Here is an 18,045-nt window from a genome sequence, read left to right as displayed (position 1 = left end):
GGCCGGCGATCCGGCCTTTTTTTAGCGGCCCAGCAGCGGCAGGAGTTCCGGCAGTTGCGAGAGTAAAAACAGGATCAGCCCAATCGTGCCGCCCACCAGCGTGCCGTTGACGCGGATAAACTGCAAGTCTTTGCCGATGTTCAGCTCAATCTGGCGGGACATATCTTTGGCATCCCAGCCTTTTACCGTGTCGCTGATATGGCGGGTGAGGAAGCGGGCAAAATCGGGCGCCACGCGGTGCGCAGCCTGCTCCAGATGTTCGTTCAGCGAGGCGCGCAGGTTGCTGTCTGCCACCAGGGTTTCACCAAACCACAGCCCGGCATTGGCGAGACGCTGCTTCACGCGGGAGTCGTCGCGCTGCATATCGGCCTTCAGCCACTGGCGCAGGTCGGCCCACATCTCCCCCAGATAGCGGTTAAACGCCTCGTCGTTCTTCAGATACGTTTTGATGTTCTCGGCTTTGGCCGCGGTTTCCGGGTCGTTTTTCAGGTTATCAACCAGCTTATGCACCGCGCGGTCGAAGGCCTGACGGATCTGATGGGTACGATCGTGGCTGACGTCATCCAGGATGGCGTTCACCGCGTTCGAAACCACCTCGGCGCTCTGATCCCCCAGCCACTCGGTGGGCAGCACCATCGATTTGCGCGGATGTTCGGTCTTCAGCCAGTGGACGATTTGCGCGGCGATAAAATCGCGCGTGCTGTCGCGCTGCAGCAGGGTAATCAGGCGATTAATCACCGCGTCCAGCAGCACCTGATGACGCCCGTTTTTCGTCATGCTCTCCAGCATGGCGGCGCTGGTTTCACTGAAATCGACCTTATCCAGCGCTTTATGCACCGCCCGCTTCAGCATCCGCTGAATGCGCCCGTCGTCGGTCAGCTCCAGAAAACCGCTCATCACCTGCATGATGTGCTGCCCGACGCGCTCGGCGTTGTCCGGCTTGCTGAACCAGTTGCCGATAAGCAGCGCCGGTTCATGTTTACGGATGAGCGCCACCAGCGACTGGGTATCAAGAAACTTCTCCTGCACGAACTGGCCAAGATTGTCGCCAATCCGGTCCTTATTGCGCGGGATAATCGCGGTATGCTTCGAAATAAAGGGGATCGGCACCCGACGAAACAGGGCCACCACGGCAAACCAGTCCGCCAGCGCGCCAACCATCGCCGCTTCGGCAATGGCTTTTACGCCGCGCACCCAGAAGGTTTGTGGCAGAAAGAGGGTAGCGATAAAGGTCGCGGCGGCAATCAGCAGCAGCGACAGCGCCAGCAGCTTGGCGCGTTTGAGTTCAGCGAGTTTTTCCATAGGGTTAAGGATAGAGGGAGAAAAGGCGAAGGGGCAAGGGAGCGGGCATTTTCCCCGGTGGCGCTGCGCTTACCGGGGCTACGAGGAGTGCGGGGGGTTGGTTTTGTAGGCCTGATAATCGTAGCGCCATCAGGCGTTTTTCTTGCCGATATTACCTCTGACTGAACAATCTTAGTCTGTATCATTAGTTATTTTGGTTTGTTATAACATTTATTATCTTAGACAATGTGCGAGGTAATTCTCTTTCGATATGCCCTTGGCTCTCAGATCTTTTTCATGCTGCTGGTAAGTTAGATTACAAACCCCGTTAACGTTTATCATCATACTGGAAAGCCCAGTAAAAAAATATAAATTTGAAAGCGCAACAAATAACAGGCCTGAAATAAGAGCCATAAGCGGATAACGGACGTGAAGGACTCGCTTAAGATGGAAATAGACGGGGCTAAGAACAGTTTTAAATATTAATATAAAAACCATTGTCGATAATATAAGGCCAGCAATTAAGTCATTATTACTCGTGGCAATTAAGCTTGTTCCAGTTACGAAGATTCGGTGTAAGGCAATCCAGAATAATGCAATAATCATAAGATTCATCAGCGACCAAGCTTGTATCACCTGAAGAGTGTAAAGGAAAGTTCTTTTTCTGTCTGTTAACCAAGTGATGAAACAGATTCCTAACCCAAAGAAGACGGCTGTGATTATCGCACGAACAAACAATGATAGATATAAAACAAATGGGTTAATAATGAGTTCAATGTCGGCGACTATTGAATAGCCCCGCATAAGATATTTAATAAATGTTACTATCACTCCCGCAGCAATTATCGATTTAACCAGATTGCCTAAGGAGTTTTTCAGGGGAGCGTATTCATGCATTCCATCGTAAATTGCTGGGCGTAGTAAGAAAGTCAACATTTCCTTGTAAAATTCATTTCCAGGCACTGAGTTGATTGCATTTTTTATAATATCTTTGTTCATTGTAGATTCCAGTGAAACTGTTTAAGGTGATTAACTATATTAACTATATTAACTTTATAGATAATATATATCATAGCTTTCTATAGTAATGAATGCGTGTTCTCATTTTTTACGGCGCATTGCCATCCGGTAATGCACTTTGGCTGCCTTTGCTTACCAGTATTAGTCCATAATAAAATAGATGTAACTTGGGGCCAGGGAAATATTAATGTGAAATATTATTTAGGGGTTATGGCGAGCAATATGACCGTGTTAATACAGGACAATATCATGATAAATTTCTCTCGGAAATTTATCCAACAGCTGAAATTAAATATTCTGAAAAACAGGGCGTTTTAAACATTTTGTTGGATTTATTCATTAAGTAATTTACAAGCATGAAATGTTTGATGAGCCGGGTAACCAATAGATTATCCGGCAAGAAATATTAATATGCTGTATTAATATGATACTGTTTAAAATTCTCTGCCTGCATCAGAACGCCCATGTAAATATCATCGTTCGCCACTGGCGGGAACTTATGCTTATGCAGTAACAGGATTAGCTCAACTTTCAGTTTCGCTTTGATATCATCGCGCTTACTCCAGTCCGGATATTTCGACGTATTATCCACCACCGCCTTCATCTCTTTCGCCAGCGTCAGCATTTTGTCATCTTCATAGGTAAACTGATATTTATCCCGCATATGCGCCAGAATGTCGTAGAAGGCTTTTTCTTCAAGGTCGATGCCTAAATCAGCATAGGTGCCCATTTCGGTTTTAATATCATAGATAATGTCGGTCATTTCCTGACTGAAATGATCGAACTCTTCGCCGTTTAGTACGTCGTCTTCCCTGCGCTCGTTATATCTGTCCATGATGGACTGGAAGCGACGGGTGAAGTTGATCCCCTGAAGCTGGTTAATTTTTTTAAAGTCGCTGATGGCTTTCTCCAGCAGTTTCTGCAGAAGCTGGATCTTTGTTGCGGGCAGCTTGATCTTATTAATACGCGCAAGATAATCCTCGTCGAAAATATCGATCGATTCCGCTTTCTTATCGCCAAGGAAAAACAGCTCTTCCACGCCATCTGCCTTTAATGCATCGGCAATCATCTCTCGTACGCGGGCATTCATCTGGGTAACGTCAGGTGCATCACCTTTGGTCAGCTTAAAGACGATGGAGCGCACGGCAAGGTAGAAATGGATATGATCTCGCTCTGCCTGCGATAACGCCTCGCTGCCGCAGCAGACATCGTAGGCCGCCTTCAGGCGCTTCACCAGGCCCATAAAACGACGCTCAATCTTCTGGGTCCGCATGACAAATTCAGCAGCCTGATTCAGACATGCCAGCTGAGCCTGTGGCTCTCCGGTAAAGTAAGCGCGGCTGTCGAAATCGTGGAACACTTGCGACAGGAGGTCGAGATGATTCTTCACCTCAATGACCGACTGTTGAATGTCCTCAAAGTTGGTGGCGTCAATGCGGGAATACATTGCCAGAGCCTGGTTCATCTGGCGCTTGATGCCGATATAGTCCACCACCAGGCCTTTGCTTTTCCCTTCCAGCTTGCGATTGACGCGGGAGATAGTCTGGATCAGGTTATGTTTTTGCAGCGGCTTATCGATGTAAATGGTATCCAGTTCCGGCACGTCGAAACCGGTCAGCCACATATCGACCACAATAGCGATTTTGAAATTCGACTTTGCATTTTTGAACTGCTTATCCAGCTCTTTACGGTACTCTTTACTGCCCAACAGGTCGTAGAGTTTGGCGTCATCGTCTTTACCTCGCGTCATCACCATCTTGACCATTTCGGACGGTGGCAGTTCTTTCTGCTCTTGCTCGGTAAGCTCAACCCCTTCAGGGGCCTGTTTAACCTCAAACCATGCCGGACGACAGTCTTGCAACTGACGATATAAGTCCCAGGCAATATCCCGACTGGCGCAGACAAACATTGCCTTGCCTTTCACCGTTGAGCCTTCAGCGACGCGTTTTTCATAGTGTTTAGCAAAGTCTTCCGCCAGCGCCTTCAGGCGATCCTCATCACCGAGGATCGCGTTCATGGTGGCGCTGGCTTTTTTGCTTTCGTCGATCTGCCACTCATTAGTGCCCGCGTTAGCGCACTCTTCGTAGTACTTCTCAACCTCTTCCAGCTTGCTGGCATCCAGGATCACTTTTGCAGCACGGCCTTCATAGACGATGCGTACCGTGATTTCATCCTGAACGGATTCGGTCATAGTGTAGCTGTCCACTACCGCGCCGAAGACATCCAGCGTGGCGTCTACAGGTGTCCCTGTGAAACCGACATAGGTGGCTGCTGGCAGCGAGTCGTGCAGATATTTGGCGAAGCCCCAGGTCTTGCGTACCTTCCCGCTCTCTTTATCGACGATCACTTTCTGATCCAGATTGACCTGACTGCGGTGCGCTTCGTCAGAGATACAGATGACATTGCTTCGCTCAGAGAGCAGTTCGGTGTCTTCGGTAAATTTATGAATGGTGGTCAGGAAGACGCCGCCACTGTTACGACCGGCCAGCTTTTCCCGCAGATCGTCGCGGCTGGTGACGGGCTCCACGGTATCGTCACCGATATAATTTTTGGCATTGCACATCTGCGTGGAGAGCTGATCGTCCAGATCGGTACGGTCAGTGATCAGCACGATGGTCGGGCTGGCAAACTCGACGCTTTTCATCAGCAGACGGGTTAAGAACTGCATGGTGTAACTCTTACCGCAGCCCGTGGCGCCAAAGTAGGTGCCGCCTTTACCGTTACCGTACGGTTTACGCGCTCGCTCAATGCTGTAGTAGAGCTTGCGCGCCGCATAGTACTGCGGATAGCGGCAGCAGATTTTCACTTCGTGTTTGGCTTTATCCGGGAAGCAGATAAAGTTTTTAATCACATCCAGCAGGCGTACCGGGTGAAATAACCCCTGAATCATCGAGTGTAACGAAGGAATCCCGTCCTGCTCGCGGTTTTCATTACCAGTGACTTTACGCCAGGAGTAGAAATACTCATACGGCGCGAACAGGTTGCCCATGCGGTTATTCACGCCATCGCTGATGATGCACAGCGCGTTATAGACAAACAGCTGTGGAATATCGCGACGATAGCGGGTGCAGAGTTGCTTATACGCGTCGCCAATATTGGCTTCCTGCTCGCGTACGGCACTTTTAAATTCAAACACCACCAACGGCAGGCCGTTGATATAGAGAATACCGTCCGGAATACGCGGCTGGTTTTCTTTGCCGGTGATGGTCAGCTGATTAACGATCTTTACACGGTTTAACGGCTGGATAAGATAGCTGGCTGGCGTTTCAGCAGCCTGTTGCTGTGGTACTTCTTCGCTATCGAATAACTCACGCAGCGCGGCGGACAGGTGCCGGGTATCGAGCAGTTCGATATAGAGATCTTTCTGCTGACGGTCGTCGCGTTTAAACAGGAAGCCATTTGCCAGCCAGGTGCAAAAGGTCTTATTACTTTCGTAGAGATCAGAAGCGGGCAGGGTGGTGAACTGTTTGATCAGCCGCTGGATTTCGTCTTCCGTAATACCGTCGGCCTGATAGCGAGCAGCGAGATAGTGGCGAAGATCCTCTTCAATTATCACCTGATCGAGGCTGGAACGCGGCACATTGTCGCCTGTCAGGTGCTGATAGCCCTGCTCCTGTAACAGTTCAATTATTGCCTGTTCTAACTTCGCTTCACTGAATGAGAGATGCATATCCCGCTCCGGCCCTGGCTGGTTTTCTGGTAAGGGTTCCTGTAATAACAGAAAACCTTACCAGAAAGCCCCTGATTTTACAGGGGCAAAAATGCGTTATGCGGCTTCGGTTTGTTTGATGATGTCGGGGAGATTCTCTAGGGACAGCTCGCCGGAGATGAGTTTGGGGAGCAGAGTGTCGCGGAGGTTGGTTAAAATATGTATATTTTCATTGTTAAGGTGTATCCTTTTAAAAATATTATCTGTTGATGTTTTATATTGTTTTAATATAGCAGTATAAGGCACGAGAACTGGGATTTTTTTTATGATTTTAGAATTAACTGCTGTAGCAATAGAAGATGTACTTCCTAACGAATTATAATCAAACTGTTGTAAGTATGAATATAGATATTCTTTGTTTAAATCTTGTTTCATATTATAGAAATGAGCTATTGCTTCATTAGTAGTTAATGTGTTTGCTGCTATAGCTATTCTACCAATAGTTAATTTAAAACTTAATAACACAGCACCTTTAGGCACGACTTTTACATTGTAATTATTAACTGCGTCAGTAGTTAAATATTCACTGCTTTTCTTAATAAATACACTGCAGTTGCCAAGATCTTTAATTGAGACCCAAGTGTAATTGTTATCTTTCTTGACACTAAAACATTCTTTATTATTGCGGGGAGGCGTTTTCCCGATAGAAATCGTTGCGATTTCTTCAGCATTTTTGTGTTGCCATCCCTTTGGCACCCAGCCCAACTCTGTTTCTTCAAACTCTGCCGGGAACTGTGCACGAATATCCGCCGCAAGTGGTTTGAAATCTGCACTATTACGAACTTTTTGACGCAGTTCGGCGCGAGATTGCAGCGCTTCCGGGATTGGATTTCCGGCATCCAGCGCATTATCAATTACTGGGTCGAAATCCACAAACCAGGATTTGAACAGGGTTTGGGACATTTGTTCCAGGGTTTGGTTGATTGCTCTTGATATTGCTATTTTTTCATCAAGAGAAAGTAGAATGTTTGCTATTTTTTTTTGTATTTTACGATCTGGATAACTTATTTCCAACCGACTAATCATTTCATTATTAAGACTAGCTCGGGTTGACATTGTGGAAAAGGCAAGCATGCTCTGTCTAAATACAGGGCTACGCAAGTAATAACCAACATACTCTGGTTCTAATTCAGATGTTTCCTTCGGGCGCAATCTTTTACAAAAGCCATTGAACGTGGCATCTGTATAATCTTTTAATGCTACAGAACTCATACCTAGTTCATGCATCGTTTCGCTTGTACGAGTAAGAAAAACATCCCCGCGTCTTACCGAGCAAGAGGCTCTTTCTTTATCTGTACTTTGCACTAATTGCGTGAGTGAATCAGGTAAAAAATAATTATAAAAAATATCCTTAAAAGATAAGAACGGGTAACCTGTACCAAAATCTTTAGCTGGTTTGGAAAGACCAGAGCTAATGCTGTAATGGTCGGTTAAAAAGGATGTTTTCCACTTACTCCCCATAACCCAGCACCTCCAGGTTCTGACGAATCGCCTTATCCAGCTCTTCCGCCTGCTTCATCTGTGCAAACAACGTCTGCGACAACTCGCGCATTTTGGTTTCAAATGCCACGCCATCGTCTTCCTGCTCGGCAGCGCCGACGTAGCGGCCCGGCGTCAGCACATAGTCGTTAGCCTTGATCTCTTCAATAGTGGAGACCTTGCAGAACCCGGCCTGGTCTTCGTACTGCGCCAGCCTGCTGTCACCACGCTTAACGCGTTCAGCCAGCTCTTCTGACGTGCTGCGCCACGCATGGTAGGTATCGGCAATGGTGGCGATATCGTCCGCCGTCAGCTCTTTGGTGGTGCGGTTCATCATGGTGCCGAGGTTACGCGCATCGATAAACAGCGTTTCACCCTGACGGTTGCGATAGCCTTTGGCCGGATCGGCTGCCTTCGATTTGGTCATAAACCACAGGCAGACCGGGATCTGCGTGGTGTAGAACAGCTGGCCGGGCAGGGCGATCATGCAGTCAATCAGATCGTTTTCGATCATCTGCGCGCGGATCTCGCCTTCGCCGCTGGTGTTGGAACTCATGGAGCCGTTCGCCAGCACAAAACCGGCGGTGCCGTTGGCCGACAGCTTGGAGAGCATATGCAAAATCCAGCCGTAGTTGGCGTTACCGGTTGGCGGGGTACGATAGCCTGCAAAGCGCGGATCGTTGGTCAGCTCGGCGTCGTTACGCCAGTCTTTCAGGTTAAACGGCGGGTTGGCCAGAATATAGTCGGCTTTTAAATCCGGGTGCTGGTCACTGAAGAACGTGTCCGCAGGACGTTCGCCAAGGTTAGCCGACAGGCCGCGAATCGCGAGGTTCATCTTCGCCAGTTTATAGGTGGTGGCCGTCAGTTCCTGACCGTACAGGGCGATATCGCGGCTTTTCCCTTGGTGGCTTTCAACAAACTTCACCGACTGGACAAACATCCCCGCCGAGCCGCAGCATGGGTCATAAATTTTGCCCTGGAACGGTTCGAGCATTTCGGTCAGCAGCGTTACCACGCACTTCGGCGTATAGAACTCACCGCCGCCTTTGCCTTCGGTGGCAGCAAATTTGCCGAGGAAGTATTCGTAAACACGCCCGACAAGGTCTTCTTTCGACAGCGCTTCAACGTCGGTTTCGTGCGCCAGCGTTTCGATGTTGTCAATGGTGTCGATCAGCGACGCCAGTTTTTTGGTTTCCAGATTCTGACGGCTGAAGTAGTTATCCGGCAGCGCGCCTTTCAGCGTCGGGTTGCGCTTCTCAATGGTCGAAAGGGCGGTATCAATCAGAACGGCGATGTTGCCTTGCTTGGCATTCTTTTTGATAAATGACCAGCGGGCCTCTTCCGGCAGATAAAAGATGTTGTCCTGCTGATAGAACACTTCCATATCAACAAACATTTTTTGCTCTTCATCGGCGAGCATTTTCTTACGATGAGACTCAAATTTATCACTGATAAATTTCAAAAACACGAGGCTCAGTACCACGTGCTTGTACTCGGAGGATTCCACGCTACCGCGAAGCTGATTCGCGGTATCCCATAATGTGTCTTCAAAGCCTTTCTTTGCTTTGGCTTTTTTTGTTGGTGCTTTGGCCATGATGAACTCAATCAGGAAAAATTTGGCGTCTATTGTAGCGATTAAGACGTTAAATTTCGCCTTTTAATCCCTCTTCCAGCTCATCAAAAAGCTGTAAATCCACATCCAGCAGCTCGACCGCATTGCTGCGACGAATACCAACATTGTTCTCAATTAACAATTCCAGCAGGCGATCGCCATCAATCAAGGTGATAGGCGCAGCGCCAGGATGCAGGGCCGCTTTTTCACAGTTGCCAGCAAATCGCCCGGTGGTAATTAACGTGCCGCGGATCGCGCTGTGATAAGGCAATGCACCACGTAACTGATCGATTACAGGACGGGTAATATTGCTCTGCATACGCTTAACCTGCACCACTTCCGTGATGGTGGTAATGCCCACCTGCACTCGACCCACCACATCCACACCTTTATCACCCGAGGCTTTGGTCACTTCAACCTGCTCGTAGCCCATCGCTTCCAGAAGCTGTCCGATCAGGTGCTCAAATTTGTAGGGGTTCATGGTGCTGATTTGTTCGCGTAGCAGCTCTTTTTGCTGTTTGTTATACCGTTTTACCGCTTCCAGTAGCTCTTTGCGCGGATCGATATCGCGGGTAGGAAGTGCCTTTCCAAGCCAGGCGCGACCTGCATCGGTAATGTGATAGCTCATTCCTTCGCGAGCCACCATGTCACGCTCAATCAGATTATAGAGACGGGAATAGAGCGTGCTTTTAACCGAGCTAGTTGAAGCAAATTTTGAGTGCTGATGTAAAAAAGCCTGCCACTCTGGTAGCAAATCTGCACGACGGGACATTTCCCGTCCGGCTAACAGTTCCAGCAGCTGTAATAGCCCTTCCTGATCGTCCAGCGAGCGGAGCGTGGTGTCGTCATCGGCAAGGAATTGTTCCCCGCGCTGAGTCGGTAGCCAGGCATCCATTGGTGTGGTTTCCATCAGTTCGAACTGAGGATAGTTAAGAAAGAGGTAGCAGCCATAACTATGGCGAGGGTTCAGAATGTGATTGTCCTGCTCCCAGATACGGCGCGCAATTTCCGCAGCTTCACCTTTTAAACGATCGTTGATCCACATATCAGGTTCAGACCAGTCCACGGGGTTTTGTGGTGTGCCGGTTTGTTCATGGATAGCGTTTATCATATTGCGCACAGATTTGACTGAATAGCCTGAGACGGCTTTCATCATCGCTTTCACCTGAGCGTAGGTTGGAAAAAGCGGCGTGATGACTTTGTAATTTTTCACGTTGTTCCCTGAACGAGTATGGAGTGCTTAGCTTGCCATCGTAGGGAAAGAATTCTATTGGATCTGTCACTTATTTGATAAAGAGATTATGGCTTACACGTTTACTGAAATAGTCTGGAAAAGGTTACTCGACCCGGTTTAACAGGCACCCTGCTTGACGCACAAACCTTCACCCTGATAAGCGCAGCGCCACCAGGGTGAAGGTTTGCTGCCGTTCCAGGCCGGGTAAGGCGAAGCCGCCACCCGGCGTTTTCCCTACATTCAGAGCGATGTGAGAAATCTCCATAAAATCCCTACGCCAAACACCATCAGCACCGCCCCCGCTGCGCGCTCCATCTTCCAGAGGTGGTTGCTCAGCCGACGTTGAACGGCGGGCAGGGCGATGAACGACACCACCGCCAGATCCCACGCCAGCACCACCGTGACCATCCAGATGCCGCTCACCGACTGCTGGAGCAGCGTCACATTCGGCCCGAGCAGGGCAGTCATCAGCGCCAGATAAAAGAGGGCGTTTTTCGGATTTAATACCGCCGACCCCAGGCCGAGCAGAAGCTGCCTGCGCCAGCCAGGACGTTCCGGCTCCGCATTATCCAGCGTCAGGGTGCGGGCGCGGCTATGGAGCAGATGCCAGCCTATCCACAGCAGATACAGCCCGCCCAGAAGTTCAATGGCGTTAAACAGTAGCGTGTACTGGCGCAGCGCGCTGGCGCCAACGATCACCAGCAGGATATAGAGCCCGTTGCCCAAGGCTATCCCCACGCACAGCCCGGCGCTGCCGCGCAGGCGATGACGGGCGGCAAACCCCATCAGCAAAAAGAAATCCGGGCCGGGGCTGAGCAGGGCGACGAAGTGCGCCAGCGCGAGCGCCAGAAAAGCGGGCGGGAAGAGAGCGGTAGTCAGTTCCATAGTGACCTCATCAATAAAACTGAGGTCAGGCTACGCCGGTGCGAGCGCTAATTATTGTCGGATATTGATCGCCCGGTGGCGTACTGGCGCGGTGTAGCGGCGGTGTAGCTGACAAAGGTTTTATGGAAGTGGCTTTGATCGGCAAAGCCGCTCTGGTAGCTAACGTCGGCGATGTTGTCCCCGGCGCGCAGCCGGGCTTTGGCGAACTCTACCCTTGAGATGGCAAGGAAGGTGCCGGGCGTCAGGCCGGTATCCTGCTTAAAGGTTCTGATTAGCGTCTCTTTGCGCAGGGAAAAGCGTCGGGCTAAAACATCGAGTGAGGGCGGTTCCTGCAGGCTTTGGCGCAGGGTCTGTAACAGTGCAAGGCTGGAAGGACGAAGAGGCTCAGGCGTGGCGCTGCTTTCAGCCAGAGCAGATAGCAGGGCGTTGATCGCCCCGGGCGACAGCGTGTCAACCACAGCCAGATACTGGCGGAAAAGTGCTTCGCTGCGGATCTCCTGCATGGTGGGCTGAAAGTCAGTCTCCAGATAGAGCATGTGGTAGCTGCGGGGTTGTCCCGCAACGGGGTTACAGCTGTGCGGCAGATGAGCGGGGATCACAATCAGATCGCCAGGATGGAGGGTGAACGGCTCGCCGTTGCAGGTGCAGCAGGTTTGCCCCTCGAGAATGGCGCCAATAGAAAGCTGGGCATGGCTGTGACGCTTATAGGCTTGCGTGCTCTGCCAGGTGCTGCGCAGCTCCACGCCGGGCTGGCGTATGAAGGTCTGATTGACGTGGCGGGTATGGGGCATAGCGGTCACCGGTGTGAGGGGTAAAGAAGTTAGGTGCTTATAGCATGAGCGGACAAAGGTGTCGCCTGGATAATTTGGGAGAGGTCGTTATGTGATAAGAATAGTGGTATAAAATTCAGGGTTAAATAAAATAGCGACGACGCATCATGGACTTATAGGTGAAATTATCAAAGGAATGAATATATGGCCGTTATACCATTATTACCCAAAGAGGGTTTGGATCTTATTCATAAGAATATGCGCGAGGCGCGTATAAATGGAATGTCGAGAAATATGGCCTTGCCGCAAACTTATTACTGGTTCTATCAAAAAGTCCGGAATCGAGGGCCCTGGGATTACAAACAGCAAGACAGAAAACTGGCAAATTTTGGCAATTTTAATTATGGTGCAACAGGATTTGCCGCGGGTATACCTGAGAAAACGCTCTATATGGGAGCGGGTTTTGCGCAGTCACATGCTAAGACGTCGCGTCCACAATGGGGTGCATGGCATGGCGAATTTCCCTATGGTGACGACCCGCGCGATCAGTTTTGGATTAAACAGGGAATAAACTATGCACGTCAGCACGGCTATTAAATGGTTACATCGGCTGATCACCATCCTGTTACTTATTATCGTTGCAGGCTATTTTTCTTATGAATACTTCATGAAGAGTCGAAGCGACGATCGTTTAGTGATGCAAAAGGAGATTTCAGAAAACGTGACGCTTTACGTCACGCAGTATGGGGGTGGGGCAACCGTGCCTGATGTCTATCGTTATTACCTGGATAATAAAAATCAGACGATAGAGCAGCTCAGGGAAAGTGAGCCTTTTCTTGTTTCAGATAATGGCAGTGCCATAATTAGCGGCTACGGAAATACTATCAATGTTAAGTTATCAGGGCGTATCTACTCTTTCAGTAATCTTACAATGTTCTACGCTCAGGAAAATCTGGTTATCCCTGTGATTAATCTTACTGCCACAGGAGTACGTTAATTCATATGGACATGAAAAAGCATGAAGTGGTGAGACTCAAACGCGATGATATGCCACTACATAGTATGCTGCATACTAATGAACTGTTAGCATTGGCAGAAAAGTCTGATAAGGAAATCGATTATAGCGATATTCCAGAAACTACCGATGAACAGTGGGGTAATGCGGTTTGCGGGAAATTTTAGTGATCTAAAACAACAGATACCACCTGAAGGTGGCGCGCTCGATATAATTGACTTCACCCTCGTAAAACCCTTTTTGGAAGCGGTTTTTATAGCAAGCCAACGATGGTGGCCCTATTTAGATAAATAGAAATCGTGACAGTAAGTTAAATGCAAAATAGCAATTTTTTCTCCTGTATGTATAAGCATATTTTAAAGGCTTTGATATTCTTGACGGTTCAGATCTGGAGTTTGTTTGAAGCCGTATTATTTGTAAGCGGCTTTATAGTTTGCCTTATGTTGCCGGTCGTGTGGCCAATGAAGTTCTTTTATGCCGCGTTATGGTTTGTTGTATTCTACGTATGTTTAAACGTTATTGGTGTATTAGAAAAATCTCTTGCCAGAAAAAATAGCGAATAGAAAAAGATTGTCTTCAAAGACAGCTGGAACGAGCGCTGCGTCGCCTGAATGGAGCAATTATATCTCATGCCACCCGCCGGGTGGCACACCCTGTATACCTAACTTTACCTGCGAAACCAGCCATTTTGACTACCCTTAATACCCCAAGCGGTAAAAAAGGAGGCAACAATGGCCTATCAGACAGTGAATCCTGCCAACAACAAACTCATCAAAGAATATCCTTCTCATACTGATGCTGACGTCGAAGCGGCGCTGAATACGGCTGATGCGCTCTACCATTCCGACTGGTCAAAGGGCAGTATCGACAAGCGCCTGGCGGTGCTGCATAAGCTGGCGGACCTTATTGATTCCCGCACTGAAGAGCTGGCAAAAATCGCCAGCGAGGAGATGGGGAAACTCATAGCCCAGAGCCGTGGCGAGGTAAAACTCTGCGCGCAGATCGCCCGCTACTACGCCGACAATGCGAAGCAGTTCCTTGCGCCGGTGAAATACCCGTCGGAGCTCGGCGAGGCGTGGGTGGAGCATCACCCCATCGGCGTGGTGATGGCCGTAGAGCCGTGGAACTTCCCTTACTATCAGCTGATGCGCGTGCTGGCGCCGAACCTGGCGGCGGGTAACCCGGTTATCGCCAAACATGCCAGCATCGTGCCGCACTGTGCCGAGGCTTTCGCCAATCTGGTGCGTGAAGCCGATGCCCCGGATGGGGCGTGGACCAACCTGTTTATCTCTTCAGATCAGGTGGCAAATATCATCGCTGACGATCGTGTGCAGGGCGCGGCGCTGACCGGATCTGAGAAGGCCGGTAGCATCGTGGCGGCCCAGGCGGCGAAGCACATCAAAAAGTCGACCCTTGAGCTGGGCGGTAACGACGTCTTCGTGGTGCTGGACGATGCCGATCTGGAGAAGGCGGTAAAAATTGGCGTCAATGCGCGCCTGGCCAATGCCGGACAGGTCTGTACCGCAGCCAAACGCTTTATTATCCATGAGAAAGTGGCGGAGGAGTTCCTGGCGAAGTACACCGAAGCCTTTAAGCAGGTGAAGATTGGTGATCCGCTGGACGAGAGCACCACGCTTGGGCCGCTCTCCTCTAAAGACGCGCTGGAAACCCTGACAAAGCAGGTCGATGAGGCGGTGAAAAATGGCGCCACGCTGCATTACGGCGGCAAACCGGTGCAGCGCGAGGGCAGCTTCTTTGAGCCGACCATCCTGACCAATATCACCCGCGATAACCCGGCGTACTTCGAAGAGTTCTTCGGCCCGGTGGCGCAGATTTATGTGGTGAAAAATGATGAGGAGGCGGTGAAGCTCGCCAACGACTCGCACTACGGTCTGGGCGGCGCGATCTTCAGTAAAGATACCGATCGTGCCAAAAAGATGGCCTCGAAGATCGAAACCGGGATGGTGTGGATCAACTGGCTCACCGATACCGCATCAGAGCTGCCGTTTGGCGGGGTGAAGCGTTCCGGTTACGGGCGTGAGCTGTCGGATCTGGGGATTAAAGAGTTTGTGAACCAGAAGCTGGTGGTGATCCGCCGGTAAAAGTCTTACCGGTACAAAGGCGGCAGCGGATGCCGCCTTTTTTTATGTTTCGGTCTGGAGCAATATCCGCATGGCGGCGCTGCTACAGACCTGGCTTTATCAGAAGGTGACGCCGCCGCCAACGTAGGCGCCGTCAATCAGGGTGTGGCCCGGACGGCCATCTTTGCCGTCAACGCTGACGTGACGGTAACCCACCTTCAGGGTAACGGGGGTAACCGGCGTCCAGCTCACGCCGCCGTTGGCTTCAACGTAGTTTTTCACGCTGTTGTTCAGTCCTTCCGGCGCGACATAGCCTTCACCGTAAACGTGGATGCTGTCGGTCAGGGCCAGGTTGACGCCGCCACCGATAGGGAATGCCACGCCGTTATCGCCTTTTTTCGGCCCGAGATAGATGGCTTTCGCACCGGCATTAAGCATCACCGGCCCCATTTCCAGGTTATAACCCGCGCCAACACCGCCGGTCTGGGTGCCGTCATCGGTGTTTTTCAGCCAGTTACCTTCGGCATACAGACCTGAGGAGGATTTACCCATCTCGAGGTTCAGATTGGTGAAGTTTTTGCTCTGCTCAATGCTGCCGCCCATGGCCATTGCGGAGCCGGAAATCGCGGTCAGTGCAGCAAGGATGAAGATATTAAGCTTTTTCATGTTTTATGCCTCGTCATCTAATTTGTCTGCGCACACCCTAACAGGCGAGGTTTACGGCTGCAAATGTGCTCAGGAGCGAGGTTTTATGCTGTTTTTGTGTGGATTTTGTTCAGATGATGTGAGCGAAATGTGTAAATGGTGCCGGGTCAATCGTTAAATTTTTCATGTTGAGCGGAGGTTTAGATGAGCGCCTAAACAGAAACTGAACGGGGCGGGAAAAGTAATTAGTTAAGTATTAATTGAGTTTCTTATAATCTCCGAAAATGTTTCTGAAGTAACAGATAAAAACGTGGATTTACATTTTCAACGGTAAGCTACTGCATTTCCCAATCCCACCAACATTAATTCCATTTCTGCCAGACGCTCAGAAAAAGTGCAAACCACCGTTTTTGTGGCTACAATGTAGCTACGAAAATTAGGAGGAGCTATGGATTCCGTTATTCGATCACGTATTGACAGTGAACTAAAAGCTCGCGCGGGCGATGTGCTTGAAAGCTGTGGCCTTAACTGGAGCACGGCGATACGCCTGTTTGCAGAACAGATTGTTAAAAATGAAGGGATTCCTTTTGAGGTAACCCGCAAACCTACTACACGGTTACGCAATGCGATGCGCGAAGCCGAAGAGATTTCCACACACCAGAATGGACGCTTCGATGGTGTTGAACAGCTCATGGAGAGCTTAAAAAATGGGAAAGAGTAAACGCGCCCCGCTACCATTCCGATCTGATTACACCAAAACCTTTGTTAAGGCATGGGAACGCTACAACAAAGCAGGCCGGAGAGATATGCACGATACAGCAGCGATCATGTCGTTAGTGCTTTCCGGCAATCCCATTCCCGCCGAATACAGCGACCACGCCCTGACTGGTGATATGCAAGGATTTCGGGAACTGCATATTGGGGGTGATTATCTTCTCATTTATCGCGTCGATGATAAAAAGCATTTGGTGGTGTTTACCGACCTGGGGACACATGCGGAGCTGTTTGAGTAGCCATCTCCCCGGCGGCGCTGCGCTTGCCGGGGCTACCTGTTCCGTAGGCCTGTAAGCGAAGCGCCATCAGGCGTTACTTCCGTAATCCCGCAAACCCCGCCCGAATCTCTTCTTCTGGCAGTTCAATGCCAATAAACACCATGACGCTGTGCGGCTGCTCGTCGCCCCAGGGGCGATCCCAGTCGGCGCTGTAGAGGCGCTGTACGCCCTGGAACAGCAGGCGGTTCGGTTCGCCGTCGATCCACAGCATCCCTTTGTAGCGCAGCAGTTTGTCGGCAAACGACAGCAGCAGGTTCTCCATTACCCGGGAGACTTCGCTGATATCCACCGGGTAATCCAGCTCCACCACAATCGACGCCACGTCGTTCTGCTTGTCCGCCATAAAGTGGAAGCGCGGTTTGGTGGTGACATTCTCTTCCAGCATAAAGCCGTTGGTGTTGAACAGCTGAGACAGGTCGATATCGCCATGGGTGACGGTATAGATAGGGGCCCGGGAGTTGATGCGCATCAGGCGCTCGCGCAGTTTGGCGCTGTCGCCTGCGACGTCGGTTTTGGTCAGCAGGATGCGGTCGGCGTAGCCCACCTGCGACTGGGCGATGGTGAACTGGTTCATCTGCTCGTCGGCGTGGACCGCATCGACAAGGGCGATCACGCCGTCCAGCAGATAGCGCTGGCAGAGGATCTCATGGGAGAAAAAGGTCTGAATAATCGGGCCGGGGTCGGCCATGCCGGTGCACTCAATCACCAGGCGGTCGAAGTCGATCTCACCGCGATCGCGGCTGTCGAGCAGGTCGAGCAGGGCATCTTCGAGTTCGTTGGAGCGGGTGCAGCAGATGCAGCCGTTGGTCAGGGTTTTGATCTGGGTGGCGCGATCGCCAATCAGCTGATCGTCCACGGAGACTTCACCGAACTCGTTTTCGATGACGGCGATTTTAAAGCCGTGCTGTTCGTTGAGGATGTGACGCAGCAGGGTGGTTTTGCCCGCGCCGAGAAAGCCGGTGAGTAGGGTAACTGCAATCGGTGTCATGGTTTCTCCTTCAGCAGCAGCGTACGCCGCCTTCTCCTCCTCCGCCGTAGCGCGCTTCCTGACGCTCGCGGAAGAATTCGTTGTAGGTCATGTACGGCTTATCCGGATGGTTGGTCTTCATATGCTCAACGTAGTTGTCATAGTCCGGAATGCCAATCAGCATCTTCGCCGCCTGACCGAGGTATTTTTTTGCTTCGCCTAAGTTACCAAACATTGTGCCATCCAGATAGAAAAAGCCCGGTAGCGCGCAGCGATCCGGGCCTATATAGAGGTT

The 18,045-nt window shown here is 50.5% G+C and carries 17 protein-coding genes; 6 read left to right on the top strand and 11 right to left on the bottom strand.

The window, feature by feature from the left end; translation table 11 throughout:
* Positions 1 to 21: 21 nt before the first annotated feature.
* From DVA43_RS14940 to DVA43_RS14905, 8 genes are all read right to left on the bottom strand, one after another.
* Complete coding sequence (locus DVA43_RS14940; RefSeq protein WP_103178108.1) at positions 22 to 1,302, bottom strand: DUF445 domain-containing protein; 1,281 nt, start codon at positions 1,300 to 1,302, stop codon at positions 22 to 24.
* A gap of 213 nt (positions 1,303 to 1,515) precedes the next feature.
* Positions 1,516 to 2,280, bottom strand: coding sequence for a hypothetical protein (locus tag DVA43_RS14935; protein ID WP_103823112.1), 765 nt, complete (start codon positions 2,278 to 2,280; stop codon positions 1,516 to 1,518).
* A 427-nt stretch (positions 2,281 to 2,707) separates the two neighbouring features.
* Positions 2,708 to 5,971 (bottom strand): type I restriction endonuclease subunit R, encoded by a 3,264-nt coding sequence (locus tag DVA43_RS14930; protein ID WP_114315992.1) that lies wholly within the window; start codon positions 5,969 to 5,971, stop codon positions 2,708 to 2,710.
* Positions 5,972 to 6,067: 96 nt separating this feature from the next.
* On the bottom strand, positions 6,068 to 7,471 hold the full coding sequence (locus DVA43_RS14925) for a restriction endonuclease subunit S (RefSeq protein WP_114315991.1): 1,404 nt from the start codon (positions 7,469 to 7,471) through the stop codon (positions 6,068 to 6,070).
* Complete coding sequence (locus tag DVA43_RS14920) at positions 7,461 to 9,083, bottom strand: class I SAM-dependent DNA methyltransferase (RefSeq protein ID WP_114315990.1); 1,623 nt, start codon at positions 9,081 to 9,083, stop codon at positions 7,461 to 7,463. The genes DVA43_RS14925 and DVA43_RS14920 overlap by 11 nt, the downstream gene beginning before the upstream one ends.
* A gap of 49 nt (positions 9,084 to 9,132) precedes the next feature.
* Complete coding sequence (locus DVA43_RS14915; protein WP_114315989.1) at positions 9,133 to 10,314, bottom strand: restriction endonuclease; 1,182 nt, start codon at positions 10,312 to 10,314, stop codon at positions 9,133 to 9,135.
* 261 nt (positions 10,315 to 10,575) lie between these two features.
* Positions 10,576 to 11,220: a LysE family translocator gene (locus tag DVA43_RS14910; protein ID WP_114315988.1), complete on the bottom strand. Its 645-nt coding sequence runs from the start codon at positions 11,218 to 11,220 to the stop codon at positions 10,576 to 10,578.
* 47 nt (positions 11,221 to 11,267) lie between these two features.
* Complete coding sequence (locus DVA43_RS14905; RefSeq protein WP_114315987.1) at positions 11,268 to 12,011, bottom strand: AraC family transcriptional regulator; 744 nt, start codon at positions 12,009 to 12,011, stop codon at positions 11,268 to 11,270.
* Positions 12,012 to 12,194: 183 nt separating this feature from the next.
* Here DVA43_RS14905 and DVA43_RS14900 point away from each other — a divergent pair, with 183 nt between their 5' ends.
* The 4 genes from DVA43_RS14900 to DVA43_RS14880 all read left to right on the top strand — a co-directional run bounded on the left by DVA43_RS14900 (position 12,195) and on the right by DVA43_RS14880 (position 15,107).
* Positions 12,195 to 12,587: a polymorphic toxin type 44 domain-containing protein gene (locus DVA43_RS14900; protein WP_103178111.1), complete on the top strand. Its 393-nt coding sequence runs from the start codon at positions 12,195 to 12,197 to the stop codon at positions 12,585 to 12,587.
* Positions 12,565 to 12,987, top strand: coding sequence for a hypothetical protein (locus DVA43_RS14895; RefSeq protein ID WP_114315986.1), 423 nt, complete (start codon positions 12,565 to 12,567; stop codon positions 12,985 to 12,987). The genes DVA43_RS14900 and DVA43_RS14895 overlap by 23 nt, the downstream gene beginning before the upstream one ends.
* Before the next feature lie 11 nt (positions 12,988 to 12,998).
* Positions 12,999 to 13,172, top strand: a complete 174-nt coding sequence (locus tag DVA43_RS14890) for a hypothetical protein (RefSeq protein WP_371413990.1) — start codon at positions 12,999 to 13,001, stop codon at positions 13,170 to 13,172.
* Positions 13,173 to 13,736: 564 nt separating this feature from the next.
* Positions 13,737 to 15,107 carry an NAD-dependent succinate-semialdehyde dehydrogenase gene (locus tag DVA43_RS14880; protein WP_114315984.1) on the top strand — a complete coding sequence of 457 codons (1,371 nt, stop codon included), beginning with the start codon at positions 13,737 to 13,739 and terminating at the stop codon, positions 15,105 to 15,107.
* A 99-nt stretch (positions 15,108 to 15,206) separates the two neighbouring features.
* On the opposite strand, the gene DVA43_RS14875 is transcribed toward DVA43_RS14880, so the two are convergent.
* Positions 15,207 to 15,752 carry a YfaZ family outer membrane protein gene (locus DVA43_RS14875; RefSeq protein WP_114315983.1) on the bottom strand — a complete coding sequence of 182 codons (546 nt, stop codon included), beginning with the start codon at positions 15,750 to 15,752 and terminating at the stop codon, positions 15,207 to 15,209.
* Positions 15,753 to 16,179: 427 nt separating this feature from the next.
* Between DVA43_RS14875 and DVA43_RS14870 the strand changes: the two genes are divergently transcribed.
* Entirely contained in the window at positions 16,180 to 16,452 is a 273-nt protein-coding gene (locus DVA43_RS14870; protein ID WP_114315982.1) for a type II toxin-antitoxin system RelB/DinJ family antitoxin, read from the top strand.
* Entirely contained in the window at positions 16,439 to 16,744 is a 306-nt protein-coding gene (locus DVA43_RS14865; protein WP_114315981.1) for a type II toxin-antitoxin system YafQ family toxin, read from the top strand. Before DVA43_RS14870 ends, DVA43_RS14865 begins: the two co-directional genes overlap by 14 nt.
* A 73-nt stretch (positions 16,745 to 16,817) precedes the next feature.
* Here DVA43_RS14865 and yjiA read toward each other — a convergent pair whose 3' ends face one another.
* Positions 16,818 to 17,771 (bottom strand): GTPase, encoded by a 954-nt coding sequence (yjiA, locus tag DVA43_RS14860; RefSeq protein ID WP_114315980.1) that lies wholly within the window; start codon positions 17,769 to 17,771, stop codon positions 16,818 to 16,820.
* A 10-nt stretch (positions 17,772 to 17,781) separates the two neighbouring features.
* Positions 17,782 to 17,985, bottom strand: coding sequence for a YbdD/YjiX family protein (locus DVA43_RS14855; RefSeq protein WP_032616354.1), 204 nt, complete (start codon positions 17,983 to 17,985; stop codon positions 17,782 to 17,784).
* Between the last annotated feature and the right edge of the window lie 60 nt (positions 17,986 to 18,045).

The organism is Leclercia sp. W6, assembly GCF_003336345.1.
Classification (GTDB): Bacteria; Pseudomonadota; Gammaproteobacteria; order Enterobacterales; family Enterobacteriaceae; genus Enterobacter.
This window is presented reverse-complemented; position numbering and strand designations above follow the sequence as displayed.